The sequence below is a fragment of the Enterococcus sp. LJL51 genome (genome assembly GCF_054871795.1).
Genome location: NZ_JBTXLW010000020.1, coordinates 39,564 through 54,693, shown reverse-complemented (window position 1 = coordinate 54,693; position 15,130 = coordinate 39,564). Strand labels below are relative to the sequence as shown.

Below are 15,130 nucleotides of genomic sequence, written 5' to 3'. Positions count from 1 at the left end.
GAACAGATGCTGAAAAGTACTTACCTGGTGCTTTGAACCACTGTGATTACTTACTGCGTAAGTAGAGCAGATGCTGAAAAGTACCTACCTGGTGCTTGAAGCTAACGATTTCTGTTGCAACCTCGTAATATATTTCAAAAAGAAAAGAGATATCCTTTAAGAAAGCAACAAAAAAGCTAGGCAAAAGTGAAGCAACCCCCAAAGGTTAGATTTTTGGTCTAACTTTTGAAGATTGCTACAAAGTGCCTAACTGTTTTTCATTTCTTATTGAAACAAAATCTGACAACTAACTTTTTTACTGCCAACACTAATCTGCAAAAACGTTGCCCCATTCTGCACGCTGGTCCAGAAATTCTTGCGCTAGTGCTTGGGCGCCTTCTAGCGTATGACTATCTGCCCAGCCGCATTGAACCGGATTACTTGCCGGAACTTCAGTTGCCTGTAGGACATCCTTCATCGTTTTTTCTAAAACCTCCATAACTTCATCAATGTTGTCATGGTTTAATACAGTTAAGTAAAAGCCGGTTTGACAGCCCATTGGCGACCAGTCCACAATATAATCTGCGTGATTGCGGATTAATTCTGCGGTTAAGTGTTCCAATGAATGCAGCGCCGCCATTTCCATGTGCTCTTTATTCGGCTGCTTCAGGCGAACATCATATTTTACAATCAAATCTCCATTAGCCCCTGTTTTTTTATCCGCTACACGGATATAAGGTGCCTTAACCTTCGTATGATCCAAGTTAAAGCTTTCAACATTCATTCTCATATTGTTCTTCCTCCGCTCATTTTTTTGCGATGACCAGCCAAACAAAGCGATTCATTTGCCGATACATCGTCCGAAAGCCGTTCCTAGTGAAGCTCTCTTCCAGGTCTGATAGTAACGGATAATACTCCCGCTCCAAATCTGCTGCAAGCTGGTGCTCCCCCAAGGCCTTTTTCTCTTCCAATATTTTAGCATAAGTGTCCTGAGATAGAAACATCGTATCACCGAATATGATTTTCCCATCATTCGGCAGCAGCTGACTGTAACGCTCAAGTGCCCTTGTTTTTTCAGCAGCAGTCAAATGATGAAACACTAAATTTGAAACAATCGTATCCACCGCTTCCGGTAGTTCAGGAAAGTTTTCCATATCCCCTGCTAAGAAATTCAACTTTTGAAGGCTTGCCTTTCTTTTAGCAAGCTTGCGCATTTCCACAGAAGGTTCTACTGGATACACAGTCTTTCCAGCAGCGACTAATTTTTCCGTCAAATTGCCAGTACCGCTTCCAAACTCTAGCACAACATCTCCAGCAGCTGCGGTGATTTCATCCAATATTTTCCAATAGTCGGCAAACACTTCCTGATACTCTGGATTACCGCCATTGACCTCATCATCATAATCTGCTGCCCACTCTTCAAAAATCGGCATAAACTCCAAACCCATACCTAAACACCAGCCTTTGCAAGTCCTAGTTTCAGATCAGTTAGCAAATCCTCTACATATTCAAGCCCTACCGATAAACGGATTAAACCATCCCTAATTCCTGCTGCTTCCCTTTTTTCTTTTGGAATAGACGCATGGGTCATAACAGATGGAACCTCTACCAGACTTTCCACACCGCCCAAGCTCTCGGCTAAAGTGAATAGCTGCAGGGCCTCTACAAATGGTACCGCAGCGCGCTCGTTCTTTAGTTCAAAAGAGACCATGCCGCTAAAACCACTCATTTGTTTTTCTGCCAATTCATGTCCTTTATGGCTGGTTAATCCAGGATAATAAACTTTAACGACAGCAGGATGGCTTTCCAAGAATTCCGCCACAGCTAATGCATTACGCTGATGTTCTTCCATCCGTACACCCAACGTTTTAATTCCCCGCTGCATCAGCCAACTATCCTGCGGACCTAGAACAGCTCCAATCGCATTCTGTAAAAAAGCAAGCTCTTGTGCAAGCTGAGAATCATTCGTTGTCACTAACCCAGAGACAACATCACTGTGTCCGCCAAGATATTTTGTTCCACTGTGAATCACAATGTCTGCCCCTAATGCCAAAGGCTGCTGGAAATAAGGAGTTGCAAAGGTATTATCCACCATGACTAATAAATTCTGCTTTTTAGCAAGAGCCGCAGCAGCCTTAATATCAGTAATCTTTAACAGCGGATTGCTTGGGGATTCCAAGTAGAGCCCCTTAGTGTTTGGCTGTATCTTCTCTTCAATAGCTGCTAAGTCACTGGTATCGATAATTGTATATTCTAACCCATTTTTAACGAACACTTTCTCAAAAATACGGAAAGTGCCGCCATAAACATCATCGCCCATAAGCAGATGATCTCCTGGAGAAAACAGGGACAAGACTGCATGGATTCCTGCTAAACCAGAGCTAAAAGCAAAGCCCTGCACACCACCCTCCAAATCTGCGATTAATTCCTCCAAGGCATGACGGGTTGGATTGCCCGAGCGGGAATACTCATATTCCTTCGGTTGTCCAACCCCATTTTGCTTGTAGGTGGAGGTCTGATAGATAGGTACGCTAACAGCTCCAGTCGTTTTATCTTCTGAAATTCCGCCATGAATCAGCTTCGTATTGATATGCATATTAATAATCCTCCCGTGAATAAATATTTTTAGATAAATAACGTTCGCCCCCATCAGGAAAAATCGTCACAACCTGACTACCGGCCGGCAGCTGTGCTACTTCTGCTAACGCTGCCTGCATTGCGGCTCCTGAAGAGCTTCCCACTAAAAGTCCGTGTTCTTTTGCTAGTCTTTTTGTCATAGCAAATCCTTCTGAATCACTGATAGTTGCATATTTGGTAATGGGCAGTCCTTCCAGAAAAGTCGGCATGAACTCTACGCCAATACCTTCAATTTCATGGCTATGACTAGATCCACCATTCAAAATAGAACCTTCTGGCTCTACACCAATTAAACGAACGGCTGTATTTCTTTCCAAAAGGTAACTGGCAACCCCGCTAAACGTCCCTCCGCTGCCGATTCCCGCTACAAAACTGGTGATTTCCGCTCCGACATCAGCGGTTATTTCTGGAGCAAGTGATTGATAATAGGCTTGAGGATTGGCAGGATTTTCAAACTGCAGCGGTAAATAGCTGTCTGGCAGTTCCTCCTGAAGCTCTCTTGCTTTGGCAATCGCACCTGTAATCCCTGCTTCAGTAGGTGTATGAATAATTTTGGCTCCCAAAGCCTGCATTAAGGCTTGTTTCTCTAGACTAAACTTCTCTGGTACGACAAAAATTGTTGGCAACCCAACAGCTAAAGCTGCCAAAGCAATTCCGATACCTGTGTTGCCGGCGGTAGGTTCGATAATCGTTGTCTCTCTAGTTATCCTGCCGCTGGTCAATCCTTCATTGATTAGATAAACACCTAACCGGTCTTTAATACTGCCGCCGGGATTCAAATATTCCAGCTTAGCATAAACCGCAGACCCTTCAGGGATTTCAGGAAAATCGTGATGTGTGAAGCGCAATAACGGCGTATGACCAATAGCCGCTTGGATAGAATTAATAATCATTGTAGGCTCCTTTGACAAATTTTTGAAAAACAAAAAAAGGCGCTGACTATTAATCAGCACCTTGAAATTCCGTTAGACTGACACCAGAAGAGGCTAAACTCCTACTCCGAGTATCAAAAATAAGCGAAAATTGGGCAGTTAACAGGCATGACAAAGCGGTATGCTGCTTTTTAGCACCATACAACAACAGCAAGATTTAACTGCAAAATTTTTGCTGAATGTCATGTCGATTCCCTCCAATTTTTTTGTTCTTATGATGTTGAACAGATTAACATGGGAAAATAACTCTGTCAATAAATAACCTCTGTTAAATATCTGAGGTTCTGGTAATCTCATTAAGCACTTAGACTATTCAGCACTAAAAAAAGCCTCGGTCCGTACTTCCTTCCACTTCATCATAGCTGGATAAAACCTGTTTACCTTTTTCTTGCCCTCTTTCTTGCCCTCCATTACTTAGCTTTCGTACATTGACGCCATCTCATGTATTCTGCGCTTGATTTCTTTGCGAATAGACACCGGCTCTAAACATTCGCATTTATTCCCTAAGCTAAGAAGGATACTGTAGTAGTAGTTATTTTCTATGAAAGGAAAGCGGACAAGATAATGCTCATCACCGTCTGGTAAAAACTGTTCATATGTACAATAATCAAGGACACTATCCATGATGGACTTATGGATTCGAATAGTGATTTCTGTCTGCATGGTCGCCAGAATATCTGTAAAATCCAACTGTGCACTTTGATATTCCCGCGGTGAGAAAATTGCTTCCTGCATGTTCAAGCTTGACATACGGGATAACCTGAATAAGCGAAAATCCTTTCTTTGATAGCAGTATCCCTGCCAATACCAATGACTATTTTTCAATACCAACTGATAGGGCTCAGCGGTTCGAGTCGTCTCATTTCCGTAGCGATCTGCATAGTCAAAAGAAAGCAGTCTGTTTTCTTTTAAAGCTGCTTTGATTATTTCTAAATATGACTGTATGTTCTTGTTGCCCATCCATGGGCTTAAATCTATAGATAACTGATTGGACTTTAACTCAATATCTTTTGCTTTATCAGCCGGGATAAAACTTTTGACCTTTGCAAGGGCATGTACCAGTTCATCCCCCCACATCATATTGGACAGACTGGAAAGCCCCATCATGAGAGCAGAAAGCTCATCCGTTGAAAAGACCTTTTTATCCAGCTTGTAATTCTCCATGATTTCAAAGCCGCCGCATACTCCCGATGTTGAACGAACAGGAACTCCTGCCATGTTGATGGAGTCTATATCACGGTAAATCGTACGGGTTGAAACCTCAAACCTGTCAGCCAGCTCTTTTGCACCTATACGCTTTTTATCTAGCAGTATCATAATAATACTAACGAGCCTGTCTACCTTCATTGGATGGCCGCCTTTCAAAATTTCTTTTTAGTCAGTATAGATTGTTGCCATACTGATGTCAACAATCTCCTCGTATAATAAAGGAGTAAACAAATCAAACATTATATACCCTACAAAATTTTATGTGGAAGTTATAGACAATTAGGAGGAGACATTATGAAAAACAAAGCATTAGTAATTATCGATATTCAAAATGATATAACAAAAAATTACAAGGATATCATCGATAACATTAATACAGCGATTGATTGGGCCGTTGACAGTAATATGCATGTCATCTATATCAGGCATGAAAATTTATCAGCAGGGACAAGAACCTTTAAAACCAATACTCAGGGTGCTGAATTAGCTCCAGACTTGAAAATTGTATCGGAAAATGTTTTTACCAAATATAAAGGCAACGCATTGACTAGCGAAGAATTTGCAGACTTTATTAATGCTAATGAAATCAACGAATTCTACCTGACAGGAGCAGATGCTGTCGCTTGTGTTAAATCGACCTGTTATAACCTGCGCAAAGCAGACTATGGCGTCACGATTTTGTCAGACTGCATTACCAGCTACGATAGAAGGAAAATTGACGAAATGATACGTTATTATGAAAGTAAAGGCAGTACTATTTCTTGCCTGGATGAGTTATTGGTTTGAGTAAATTCTATAGCAGCTGTATCATAAAGCGATGGCCGTCTCTCTGTTTGTTTATCGATAATTTTTTATAAAAAAAATCAGTTATTTTAGAGTAGCGTAACTCTAAAGTAACTGATCTTTTTGATTGGAAAACACAATTGATTCCAAACAATTCAATCTTTCATTTTTTGCTCCGTATAATTGCTAATACCAATCTAAAATGTTGTTAATTTTTCACTATTGCGTGTTAAGCTTTCCTTCGCTTGAGTTCCCCATGAACCTTTTAGCGAACTAGATAAATCACTCCCTACACCATCCAAACTTCCTTTAGTCACAGTCAAGGTATCTTTAGTACTTTGTTTTAACTTTTCTTTTTTCGTTTTCACTTTTGCATGTGCTGTACTTGCGATAGAAGATTGAATAATCATTTTTTCTATTTGCTTCATCATCTTTTTCGCCAGTGCTTCTATATCAACTGTTTCTTTTGTCATTTTTCCTCTCTTCCTATTTCCAATAATTGCTCTTCTAATTTCTCCCGTTTTCTCTGATATATTTGCTGATTTTTTTCAAAGTCGGATGCCATTTCATCTAACTCACTTGTCAAATTTCGTTTCACTTGTTCCTCTGTCATAAAATGCCCACTTGCTCAGCTAATTCTTTGTCCGTTGCTAATTGCTGTGCCACGCTTGATTTAATCTGATTCACTAATGAAACAAAGTCTGCACCAATTGCTGCAATTTCTGCAAAGGTACTTTCCAGCTCTGCAATTGGTTGAACAACCAGTGTCTCTTTTGTACATCCTCCTGACATTAAAGCAGAAAGAATTTCATTCTCTTCTAAATGTGCTCCTACGTCACGGGCAGCCGCAAGCGTCTCTTCCCATAGCTTTTCAATTTCTCCTATTTCTTTTTTGTACTCTACAGACAAATCTTGAATCGCTTGTTCCACTAACTGATAAACCCCATTCACAACTGCCAATACACGCTGACTGTCTAAATAAGCTTCTTCAGAGGCCGATAATCCACCGCCGCTTGTTTTTAATTTCTTTGCCAATATATCTAACGTATTCAGCTGACCTTGAATAAATATCTTGGTCTGAGCAGTCCTTATGCCGATCATTTTTCCTTGCGGCACACGTAGATTTCCATGGTCGTCATAATCATAACCACCCCACATATGACGGTCAACTAATCCCACATCTTCTTTGGAATCTACAGGGATAATGATTCCTATACCTTTGAGATCGTACCCGATAGGAACATAATCTTTCATATCGACATAATTAAAAATACGCTCCCTCAGCTTATCTGCCTGCTTTTTCTGTTTATCTGACAACAAGCCATAAATATTTGGTCCTTGGTACAGATAGGCACTACGAATACGTTCAGGATAATTACTTGCAGAAACTGCATATTGACCATTCATAGACCCTAATGAGTGTCCGTAAATATCAAAATAGGCATTCTTATACAAAGCCATTTGTTCATTCAGTGTTTCCGCAGCCGAAATCAATTGAGGTGTTGGACCTGTAAAATTATTCGTTGCGATTTGTTTAGCAATAGCGGCATCATTATCTAACCAATCCTTTCGGACATCTGAGAAATCATTATTCCAAGGATTCACAATATTGCCCGCAGAAGGAGCGGTAGATCCTCGATATAAGACTGTTACGTTACCCACACTCGCTAAATCTTCTGAGGTTGGATTTTTAGGTAGCTTCTTATCAGTAACAATATAGGCTTGTTCACCGGTTTCCTTGTTATTTACTACTTTTGAGACGTAGCCCATTTTGCCTTTGTCAGGTATATTGACAATTGCCCCTTCTTTATAATTCGAATACTGCTTCCAAGCGATATTATTTCTATCTTCATCAGTTAAATAATTATCATTCATCGGAATCACCACTTGTTAAATAATCATCTAATTCTTTAGAAAAATCTACTCCAGTAGATTCTAAGTCACTATACTCTTCATCTTCCGCTCTAATATACTTTCTAAAACCAGCAGAAAATGAGAGTTTTTCATTCCCATTAACGAACCCCTCAAACATAATTCCTCCCATTGGATTATGTTTTACGGTAGAATAATCAATGTCAATCGTCTCTATCTTTCTAAATGAATCATCTTTTTTTATTTCTTCTTCTACCAATGATTTATTCTCTCTTACAACCTTCATCATTTCATCATTAAACTTTTTTTCATCCATATATACTTTCACTCCAATTCCTACAATAATCACCAAAATTAGCCCGACAATTTTATAAAAAACACTCTTTCTTATCCTTTTTATTTCTGAGCTAACTGTATTGTTTTTTTCAGTTTTATTATGATTATCCATAGATATCATTTCTCCTAGTTTATTTCTACTTCTTTATAAAATAATTAATTATCACTTAGGTTCATAATGCTTAATAAATCGTCTAATTTTGAAGAAGCACCTCCTGAGCTGTTATCCAAACTGCCCTCATAATCTTTACTCAAAGTTACATGAATATAGAGATTCTCGTTATTATTAATAATTAGAATGAGCATAATCCCTCCCATCGGATTATGTTTGACAGAATTGTAGTCGATTTTATAACTTTGAATAACTCCATTAGGCGTAAAGGCACTAGGATCATTATTAATTATAGTTTCTTCATATATTTTCTTAGCTTCATCACTATTCACAACCTTCATCATCTCATCATTAAAATTCTTTTCATTCATATATACCTTCATTCCGATTCCTGCAATGATTACGACAATTAATCCAACAATTTTATAAACAACACTTTTCCTTATCCTTTTTATTTCTAAATCAGTTGTGTTTTCTTTTTCATTTTTCGTTTGATTAACCATAAATAGCCTTTCTCCTAATTAATCATTCATTTTTAACTATCTTGCTTAATAGCTCCTCTATAATATAGATATACAAAATTTTGTTGCTTTTCATTATTAATTTCATAAGATTAAATAACTTTTTCAAATATATGTTATTTTTTGTGAAAATTAATACTCACACAGAGTATCACGTAATCTGCTAACTTTCAACCTAAAGTGGTAGACCACATTCTCTGCCTATTAATGACAAAAAGACCAATCACCGATTCATGATGATTGATCTTCTTGGTTCTTAAGTAGACTGCGTTTTCTCAACTTTCTATACCTATCATGTTGCTAAACAGCTTACTTATTTATGCTAGGATTTACGATAACGTAAGCCTAAGCCTTTCAAAAAATTACGCGCATATTTATCTCCGCAAGGCTTAAAATTGCGATGCCCTTCTTTTCTCAAAATAGCACTCATTTCTCCTTTTGAAGGATAGACACCAGCTTCAGCTAAAATATCCAACAGGTCGTCGCTGGTCAAGGCTAAGGCAATCTTCACTTTTTTCAAAAGAATATTATTAATGTGGCGAATTTCATTGCTTTTTAATTGTGGGGTATCAGCTTTTCCATTCTTAGGCTCACCACGTTTTAAAGTAATAAATCCATTCAAAAACGTATCCAGTACTTGATTATTAATCGTTTTGACATAGATATTCTTTTCAAAATCATCGTGTTCTTCATGCTGCTGGCTGTTTTCTTTAGTCAGCATTTCTTTCACTTCTTCTTTAGAAACAACTAATCCACCTAGTTCAAAAGCTTTTACTATATCTGCATCCTTCATGTCCAATGCATATCTCAGACGCAGTAATCTATCATTATTATTCATTCGCTTCCTCCATCGTTTTCCAGATACACTTACTATATCATAAAAATAGCTGTTCGTTTCTTTGACAGTAGTAGTGACCCAATGGCTGATTACAGAATTCAATTCATTGACTCACAGTATTAATACCTTATGAATCGAATATAAAAAGGGATCTTAGCTACTCCAATTATTAATCGAAGTGACTAAGGTCCCTTTTTGACTTAAAAAAATTATATTGAAAACCGTTATAAAGTTTTTTCCTGCTTCATCTTCTAATTAATCAAGCGTAGAAAAATAGTCATGGCAAATATCTTTTGTTGCGTTATATACCATTTGATAGCGTGCATACACTTTTTTGTATGCTGCTGCTTGTTCTCTTTGAGGCTGAACTACTTCTTTATACGTGACAAATTGACTCGCACATTCATTCAAATCTGAATACCATTGACAGCCAACTGCTGCCAACATAGCCGCCCCTAAGCCAGGTCCCTGCTCTGTCGTTAAAGTAACGATGGGTGTATTAAAAATATCAGCCTGCATTTGCAGCCAATTCTCATTTTTTGCACCCCCGCCTACGGAGACGATTCTCTCCAGCCTTTCGGTAGTTACTTCCTCCATCATTTGCTGGGAGTCTTTTAGCGAAAACGTAATCCCCTCTAAAACACTTCGACTAAAGTGCTTCAGTTGGTGATGCGTATCCATACCAATAAAGCTTCCGCGAATTTGACTGTCACTATATGGGGTACGCTCTCCAACAATGTAAGGTGAAAAGAGCAGCCCGTCACTTCCAGCTGGTACCGTATCAATCTCTGCTAACAGCGTGTCAAAGGACTGATTCTGCGCAAACGTCTTCTTGAACCAATCCAAACTGTTTCCCGCTGCTAAAGTAACCCCCATTGAATAGGCAGCATCTTTTATCGCATGATGGAATACATGTAATTTCCCCTGATAATCCTTGTCTACTCCATCCTCATATTTAAGGAACACACCACTTGTACCGATGGAGCATAGACCAATTTTTTCATTGACAATACCAGCGCCTACCGCCGCACAAGCATTATCTGCTCCTCCAGCAATAATCTTGATGTCCTTAGTAAATCCATAACGTTCTTTTAAATCTTGTTTTAGAAGACCTACAACCTCTGCAGACTCAACAAGTGCTGGAAGAATCGAAATAGGAATGTTCCATTGCTCTAAGATCTCTGTATCCCACTGTTGACTTTCTTGATTCAATAATAATGTTCCAGCCGCATCAGAATAGTCCATATTGTAGTCACCTGTAAGCCAAAAACGCAAATAATCCTTGGGTAGCTGAATTTGTTTCGTCTGTGCCCAAATCTCCGGTTCATTTTCCTGCACCCACAAAATTTTAGGTAGAGTAAAGCCTTCCAAAGCAATATTTTTTGTATGGGCGAGGATAACATCTCCCATTGTTTCTGTAATTTCTTTGCATTGCTTTGTCGTGCGGACATCATTCCATAAAATTGCCGGACGCAACGGCTCATTTTCCTCATCAAGCAGCACTAAACTATGCATTTGTCCTGAAAAGCTAATCCCTTCTAATAAATCTTTCATGTCAGGAATTACTGTCAGCAGTTCTTTTATAACCTTATCAGCTGCTTCAGTCCAGTGAATAGGGTTTTGCTCGCTATATCCGATTTGCGGAGTAGCTAATGGATAAGACGCTGTTGCTTCAGCTACTACTCGTCCATGTTTATCAACTACTAATCCTTTAAGCGCACTTGTTCCTAAATCAAGCCCTAAAACATAAGCCATCTTTTCACCTCTTCTTAAGATAGCTGATGGGAGATAAGCAACTTGTTCATCCCCAAAAGCTAAGCTATAATTTTTTATTTTTCAGATTCATCGGTACTTTCTTTTGCTAAATCCTCTACTAAATCGGTTTTCACCTTACTTTTTCATTTACCTAACTCTGCAGGTCTACTGCCTGAACATATTTCACATCAATTGGAATGGTTGATCAAGTTTTTCTCCCATCAATCGATTTAACTAAATTTTAAATTACTTGATAACCAAATTGGTAGGCCTCTTAATCAACAATAGCAGTGATTCGACCATTATCAACGCCCTTTAGCCATGTATCGGTATAATCAAATCCATAATGAAGAATCTTTCCAGATTTTCCTTGCGACTCAATTACACTCATCACACCTACATCAGGACCTTCAGAGCCTAATGAAAAGACTGTTACGTCCTCTTTATTGGCAGCCCCCCCTGTGTTAATAGGATTTTGCATTTTCATCGGCAGCTCCATTCCTATCATTTTTAGTTACTTCACAAAAGAAAAACTCTCTACAATCCAAACAATTTAATATTCCTATCAAAAACTAACTCAAGCTCCCTTTATAACTTTGCAGCCAATTGTAGAGAACTTTTATCTTTTACACTAAATAATCATTCAGACAAGATTTCACGTACTCAATATGGCTTGATTCCAGTTTAATTTCCTTTAGTTTCAACGCATATTCCGTCAAGCTTTCTAAGTTTTCCTTATCAGCAACAATCGATGCCCCAATTCCTTCTTTAAAGGTCGCATATCGTTTTTCCTTCAAGTCATCAAAGAAACGATCTTCTTTTAATTTCGCTGCAGCCTTCAAGCCTCGTGCAAAAGTATCCATACCTGCAATATGAGCCAAGAATAAATCTTCCATTTCAAAACTTGAACGGCGTACTTTTGAATCAAAATTAATTCCGCCTGGAGCAATTCCGCCATTTTCCAAAACACCGTACATAGCTAATGTCACATCATACACATTTGTTGGAAATTCATCTGTATCCCAGCCTAGTAGAACATCTCCTTGGTTGGCATCTAGCGAACCTAACGCGTTGTTGGTTCGGGCAACTTCAATTTCATGCTCAAATGTATGACCAGCTAACGTTGCATGATTGGCTTCCAGATTTAGCTTGAATTCACCTTCCAATCCATACTTTTGGATGAATTGCAGGGCAGTTGCTGCATCAAAATCATATTGATGTTTGCTAGGCTCTTTTGGCTTTGGTTCAATTAAGAACTGCGGCTTATGCCCAATTTTTTCGCCATACGCAATGGCCATTTTGAATAAACGTGCAATATTGTCTTGCTCAAATGCCATATCTGTATTCAATAAGGTTTCATAGCCTTCACGTCCGCCCCAGAATACATAGTTCTCGCCATTTAGTTTTTTCGAAATATCCAGCCCTTTTTTCACTTGTGCAGCGGCATAAGCGAATACATCTGCATGGTTAGCTGATGCAGCTCCATTGACATACCTTGGATGACTGAACATATTTGCGGTGTTCCATAACAGTTTGATTCCTGTCCGATCCATTTGTTCCTTAATCAAATCCGTAATTTCATCTAAGTTCTTATAGAATTCTTCTAAGCTGTCTCCTTCTGGAGCAATATCAACATCATGAAAACAAAAATACTCTACACCCAATTTTTCTAAAATTTCAAAAAATGCAGTTACTCGATTTCGTGAAGTTTCCATTTCAGTAGAAGCAATCCATGTTCGCTGATTTGTTGGTAATCCAAAAGGATCACTGCCATCTTGTGTCATCGTATGCCAGTATGCAACAGCAAAACGTAAATGCTCTTTCATTGATTTACCAGCAACTATTTCCTCTGGATTGTAGTGACGAAAAGCAAATGGATTCGTTGTTTTGGGACCTTCATATTTAATTTTTTCTACGCGTGGAAAATAGCTCATTATTTCTTCCTCCTAAAAATAAAATGACATTCACGTTAGTTTGTTCTTTTTACAAACTAATTCAACGCCATCATGTTAACCGTTTATCCTATATTAGTCAAGTCTCTTTTTACATTTAAAAAAGATTTATTTAGTGAAATTATAGTTTTTATATTTTAATTCTCAATATAGTATGTTCATTTTACAAACAAACTAGGAAATACAAAAAAACTAGTAAGCTGCACGAATTATATGTATACTGTATTAAGTATATATAACAAACAAATTAATAGGAGGTGTTTTTTCGATGGAAAATTTACATTACACCCGACGTACACCTAATGAATCCTTGTGTCTCGAGCTTATTATGAACAACCGAAATCTTTCTCGAGCAGATTTAGCCACAATGACAGGCCTTACAAAGGCAACTGTTTCTGTCATTGTAAAAAAATTGATTGAGGATTATTTAGTGCTGGAAACAGGAATCGGTTCATCCAGCAACGCGGGAGGCCGTAAACCAATCATCTTGAAGTACAACGGTAAAGCTGGTCTGTCAATTTCGATTGATGTTGGCTATAATTATATTAATGCGCTACTAACCTATCTTGACGGAGAAGAAGTCAGCATTTTTCAAAAGAAACCAATTACCTTGGATGAAGAGACCATAAAAAAATATTTTGCGGAAATCTTCACTTCATTTAACGAAATATTACCCAAGACCAATTACGGGGTTATCGGCGTCGTCCTTGCCATTCACGGACCAGTTTACAATGGCGATATCATTTTTACCCCTCATCATAATTTAGAACAAATTTCTTTTCGGCAAATTGCGGAAGAGCTAAGTGATTATCCCGTTTATCTAGAAAACGAAGCGAATTTATCTGCTTTGGGCGAATACACCTTTACTTCCGATTCTTCCAGTCTAATCAGCATAAACATGCATAGTGGGATTGGTGCCGGGATTGTTCAAAACGGCGAACTACAAGTGGGCTCTCATGGGTTTGCCGGTGAAATAGGTCACCAAATTGTAGTTATGAATGGGGAGAAATGCCCTTGCGGAAATCATGGCTGTCTAGAAATGTATGCAGCCAATAAAGTTTGTTTTGAAAAATTTGCACAAATTAAATCAATGGACTACGTCAATTCCGTCATTCTTCGGGAATATTACCAGAATAACGACCCTGATGCTGTTCAGGTTGTTAAAGAAAACTGCCAGTATTTAAGCATAGGCATTAATAACTTAATTGCCCACTATGACCCTGAAGTTATCGTGCTGAACAGCTCCCTTTATCGTGAAATCCCTGATATGATTCAGCAATTAAAAGGCAGCTTGAAAAACCGTTTTTCAAATAAAGTCATTGTCAGAAATTCCTCTTTAAATGACAAAGCAACTCTTTTGGGCGGGCTTGTACTAAACTTGCAGCATTTTTTAGACGTAGAACGAGTGAAACTCATTGGTTAGTTTTTTTCAACTCATTAATTTTAATTTAGATGTACAGAAATAATTGAAGCACGCTTTTCAACAGTTGGCTTTTCTTCAAAATCTGATTAGTCAAATGGCGACAGGGGATAAGCAAAGATAAATAACAAAAAATCCTAACAGGAAAATTTCCTGCTAGGATTTTTTTGAAGACAACAAGCTTTTAGTTAAGCGCCCAGACACAAAAGAATAGCCTCCAGTAATGGTTCGTTCTAAATAGAGTCTTATTATTGGCCTAACTGCAAATAAAGCTCCGTTAGTTTCGTTGATTTCGTCAACATGTTTGTATAAATAGCCATCGCAGATGAGGAGGAAAAATCATCCCCTGCATTTGTTATTGTTTCTCCAAGTTTAGCATATTCCGCCATCAACTCTGTATAGTCTACTACAGTCAGCTTTTGTTTATCAGAAAAATGTTGGCGTTTACGTTTCATCAAGGCGGCTTTTCCTTGAACTTCAACCAATCTTATCCATCCTTTAATGGGTGTTGGTGAAGGAATCCCATATTTTTAAGTTAATTCTTCATAAGATAGTTTTTCTTTTTGGTATTCTGTTACGACTTCCAATTTGAATTCACTTGACTATTTTGACATAAAAATACCCCATAATCATTAGATTTTCTTGTCTAACATTTGTAGGGCACCTCAGTTTATGTCCCAGACTCTTTCCCTTTCATGTTGCCTTTTTGCATTTATTTTGAAGATTTCCCACGATTGAAGAAGCTCAGCTAAAACAATGGCTTAGTTCGATGATAAGCGTACCT

17 protein-coding genes are annotated in these 15,130 nt (G+C 38.3%); 2 read left to right on the top strand and 15 right to left on the bottom strand.

Annotated features, from left to right (window positions below; all coding sequences use genetic code 11):
• Positions 1-307 precede the first annotated feature (307 nt).
• The 5 genes from ACYSNQ_RS15595 to ACYSNQ_RS15575 form a co-directional block, all read right to left on the bottom strand.
• Positions 308-769: an S-ribosylhomocysteine lyase gene (locus tag ACYSNQ_RS15595; RefSeq protein WP_426084509.1), complete on the bottom strand. Its 462-nt coding sequence runs from the start codon at positions 767-769 to the stop codon at positions 308-310.
• A gap of 16 nt (positions 770-785) precedes the next feature.
• Positions 786-1,427 (bottom strand): class I SAM-dependent methyltransferase, encoded by a 642-nt coding sequence (locus tag ACYSNQ_RS15590; protein WP_426084508.1) that lies wholly within the window; start codon positions 1,425-1,427, stop codon positions 786-788.
• 2 nt (positions 1,428-1,429) lie between these two features.
• The gene (locus tag ACYSNQ_RS15585; protein ID WP_426084507.1) at positions 1,430-2,575 is read right to left on the bottom strand and encodes a cystathionine gamma-synthase; all 1,146 of its coding nucleotides are present in this window, start codon (positions 2,573-2,575) and stop codon (positions 1,430-1,432) included.
• Position 2,576: 1 nt separating this feature from the next.
• Complete coding sequence (locus ACYSNQ_RS15580) at positions 2,577-3,509, bottom strand: PLP-dependent cysteine synthase family protein (RefSeq protein ID WP_426084506.1); 933 nt, start codon at positions 3,507-3,509, stop codon at positions 2,577-2,579.
• 453 nt (positions 3,510-3,962) lie between these two features.
• A complete protein-coding gene (locus ACYSNQ_RS15575) occupies positions 3,963-4,895 on the bottom strand; it encodes a helix-turn-helix transcriptional regulator (RefSeq protein WP_426084505.1) in 933 nt (310 codons plus the stop codon).
• Between the two features lie 156 nt (positions 4,896-5,051).
• Between ACYSNQ_RS15575 and ACYSNQ_RS15570 the strand changes: the two genes are divergently transcribed.
• A complete protein-coding gene (locus ACYSNQ_RS15570; RefSeq protein WP_426084504.1) occupies positions 5,052-5,543 on the top strand; it encodes a cysteine hydrolase family protein in 492 nt (163 codons plus the stop codon).
• A 194-nt stretch (positions 5,544-5,737) separates the two neighbouring features.
• Here the strand turns inward: ACYSNQ_RS15570 and ACYSNQ_RS15565 are convergent, their stop codons facing one another.
• The 9 genes from ACYSNQ_RS15565 to xylA all read right to left on the bottom strand — a co-directional run bounded on the left by ACYSNQ_RS15565 (position 5,738) and on the right by xylA (position 12,908).
• The gene (locus ACYSNQ_RS15565) at positions 5,738-6,013 is read right to left on the bottom strand and encodes a hypothetical protein (RefSeq protein WP_426084503.1); all 276 of its coding nucleotides are present in this window, start codon (positions 6,011-6,013) and stop codon (positions 5,738-5,740) included.
• Positions 6,010-6,153 carry a hypothetical protein gene (locus tag ACYSNQ_RS15560; protein WP_426084502.1) on the bottom strand — a complete coding sequence of 48 codons (144 nt, stop codon included), beginning with the start codon at positions 6,151-6,153 and terminating at the stop codon, positions 6,010-6,012. Before ACYSNQ_RS15560 ends, ACYSNQ_RS15565 begins: the two co-directional genes overlap by 4 nt.
• The gene (locus tag ACYSNQ_RS15555; protein WP_426084501.1) at positions 6,150-7,415 is read right to left on the bottom strand and encodes a hypothetical protein; all 1,266 of its coding nucleotides are present in this window, start codon (positions 7,413-7,415) and stop codon (positions 6,150-6,152) included. Before ACYSNQ_RS15555 ends, ACYSNQ_RS15560 begins: the two co-directional genes overlap by 4 nt.
• A complete protein-coding gene (locus ACYSNQ_RS15550) occupies positions 7,408-7,860 on the bottom strand; it encodes a DUF1310 family protein (RefSeq protein WP_426084500.1) in 453 nt (150 codons plus the stop codon). Before ACYSNQ_RS15550 ends, ACYSNQ_RS15555 begins: the two co-directional genes overlap by 8 nt.
• 44 nt (positions 7,861-7,904) lie before the next feature.
• Complete coding sequence (locus tag ACYSNQ_RS15545; protein WP_426084499.1) at positions 7,905-8,363, bottom strand: DUF1310 family protein; 459 nt, start codon at positions 8,361-8,363, stop codon at positions 7,905-7,907.
• A 340-nt stretch (positions 8,364-8,703) separates the two neighbouring features.
• Positions 8,704-9,219, bottom strand: a complete 516-nt coding sequence (locus ACYSNQ_RS15540; RefSeq protein WP_426084498.1) for a YehS family protein — start codon at positions 9,217-9,219, stop codon at positions 8,704-8,706.
• A 255-nt stretch (positions 9,220-9,474) separates the two neighbouring features.
• The gene (xylB, locus tag ACYSNQ_RS15535; RefSeq protein WP_426084497.1) at positions 9,475-10,974 is read right to left on the bottom strand and encodes a xylulokinase; all 1,500 of its coding nucleotides are present in this window, start codon (positions 10,972-10,974) and stop codon (positions 9,475-9,477) included.
• 274 nt (positions 10,975-11,248) lie between these two features.
• A complete protein-coding gene (locus ACYSNQ_RS15530; protein WP_426084496.1) occupies positions 11,249-11,482 on the bottom strand; it encodes a hypothetical protein in 234 nt (77 codons plus the stop codon).
• 118 nt (positions 11,483-11,600) lie between these two features.
• A complete protein-coding gene (gene xylA / locus ACYSNQ_RS15525; RefSeq protein WP_426084495.1) occupies positions 11,601-12,908 on the bottom strand; it encodes a xylose isomerase in 1,308 nt (435 codons plus the stop codon).
• A 286-nt stretch (positions 12,909-13,194) separates the two neighbouring features.
• Here xylA and ACYSNQ_RS15520 point away from each other — a divergent pair, with 286 nt between their 5' ends.
• Positions 13,195-14,349 (top strand): ROK family protein, encoded by a 1,155-nt coding sequence (locus ACYSNQ_RS15520; RefSeq protein WP_426084494.1) that lies wholly within the window; start codon positions 13,195-13,197, stop codon positions 14,347-14,349.
• Positions 14,350-14,594: 245 nt separating this feature from the next.
• On the opposite strand, the gene ACYSNQ_RS15515 is transcribed toward ACYSNQ_RS15520, so the two are convergent.
• Positions 14,595-14,831, bottom strand: coding sequence for a hypothetical protein (locus tag ACYSNQ_RS15515; protein WP_426084493.1), 237 nt, complete (start codon positions 14,829-14,831; stop codon positions 14,595-14,597).
• Positions 14,832-15,130 lie beyond the last annotated feature (299 nt).

Bases quoted from the DNA above. Each gene is read 5' to 3' on its own strand.
- ACYSNQ_RS15575 (WP_426084505.1), bottom strand. From the start codon at position 4,895: ATGAAGGTAGACAGGCTCGTTAGTATTATTATGATACTGCTAGATAAA.
- ACYSNQ_RS15565 (WP_426084503.1), bottom strand. From the start codon at position 6,013: ATGACAAAAGAAACAGTTGATATAGAAGCACTGGCGAAAAAGATGATG.
- ACYSNQ_RS15540 (WP_426084498.1), bottom strand. From the start codon at position 9,219: ATGAATAATAATGATAGATTACTGCGTCTGAGATATGCATTGGACATG.
- xylA (WP_426084495.1), bottom strand. From the start codon at position 12,908: ATGAGCTATTTTCCACGCGTAGAAAAAATTAAATATGAAGGTCCCAAA.
- ACYSNQ_RS15560 (WP_426084502.1), bottom strand. From the start codon at position 6,153: ATGACAGAGGAACAAGTGAAACGAAATTTGACAAGTGAGTTAGATGAA.
- ACYSNQ_RS15520 (WP_426084494.1), top strand. From the start codon at position 13,195: ATGGAAAATTTACATTACACCCGACGTACACCTAATGAATCCTTGTGT.
- ACYSNQ_RS15585 (WP_426084507.1), bottom strand. From the start codon at position 2,575: ATGCATATCAATACGAAGCTGATTCATGGCGGAATTTCAGAAGATAAA.
- ACYSNQ_RS15530 (WP_426084496.1), bottom strand. From the start codon at position 11,482: ATGATAGGAATGGAGCTGCCGATGAAAATGCAAAATCCTATTAACACA.
- ACYSNQ_RS15595 (WP_426084509.1), bottom strand. From the start codon at position 769: ATGAGAATGAATGTTGAAAGCTTTAACTTGGATCATACGAAGGTTAAG.
- xylB (WP_426084497.1), bottom strand. From the start codon at position 10,974: ATGGCTTATGTTTTAGGGCTTGATTTAGGAACAAGTGCGCTTAAAGGA.
- ACYSNQ_RS15550 (WP_426084500.1), bottom strand. From the start codon at position 7,860: ATGGATAATCATAATAAAACTGAAAAAAACAATACAGTTAGCTCAGAA.
- ACYSNQ_RS15555 (WP_426084501.1), bottom strand. From the start codon at position 7,415: ATGAATGATAATTATTTAACTGATGAAGATAGAAATAATATCGCTTGG.
- ACYSNQ_RS15545 (WP_426084499.1), bottom strand. From the start codon at position 8,363: ATGGTTAATCAAACGAAAAATGAAAAAGAAAACACAACTGATTTAGAA.
- ACYSNQ_RS15580 (WP_426084506.1), bottom strand. From the start codon at position 3,509: ATGATTATTAATTCTATCCAAGCGGCTATTGGTCATACGCCGTTATTG.
- ACYSNQ_RS15570 (WP_426084504.1), top strand. From the start codon at position 5,052: ATGAAAAACAAAGCATTAGTAATTATCGATATTCAAAATGATATAACA.
- ACYSNQ_RS15590 (WP_426084508.1), bottom strand. From the start codon at position 1,427: ATGGGTTTGGAGTTTATGCCGATTTTTGAAGAGTGGGCAGCAGATTAT.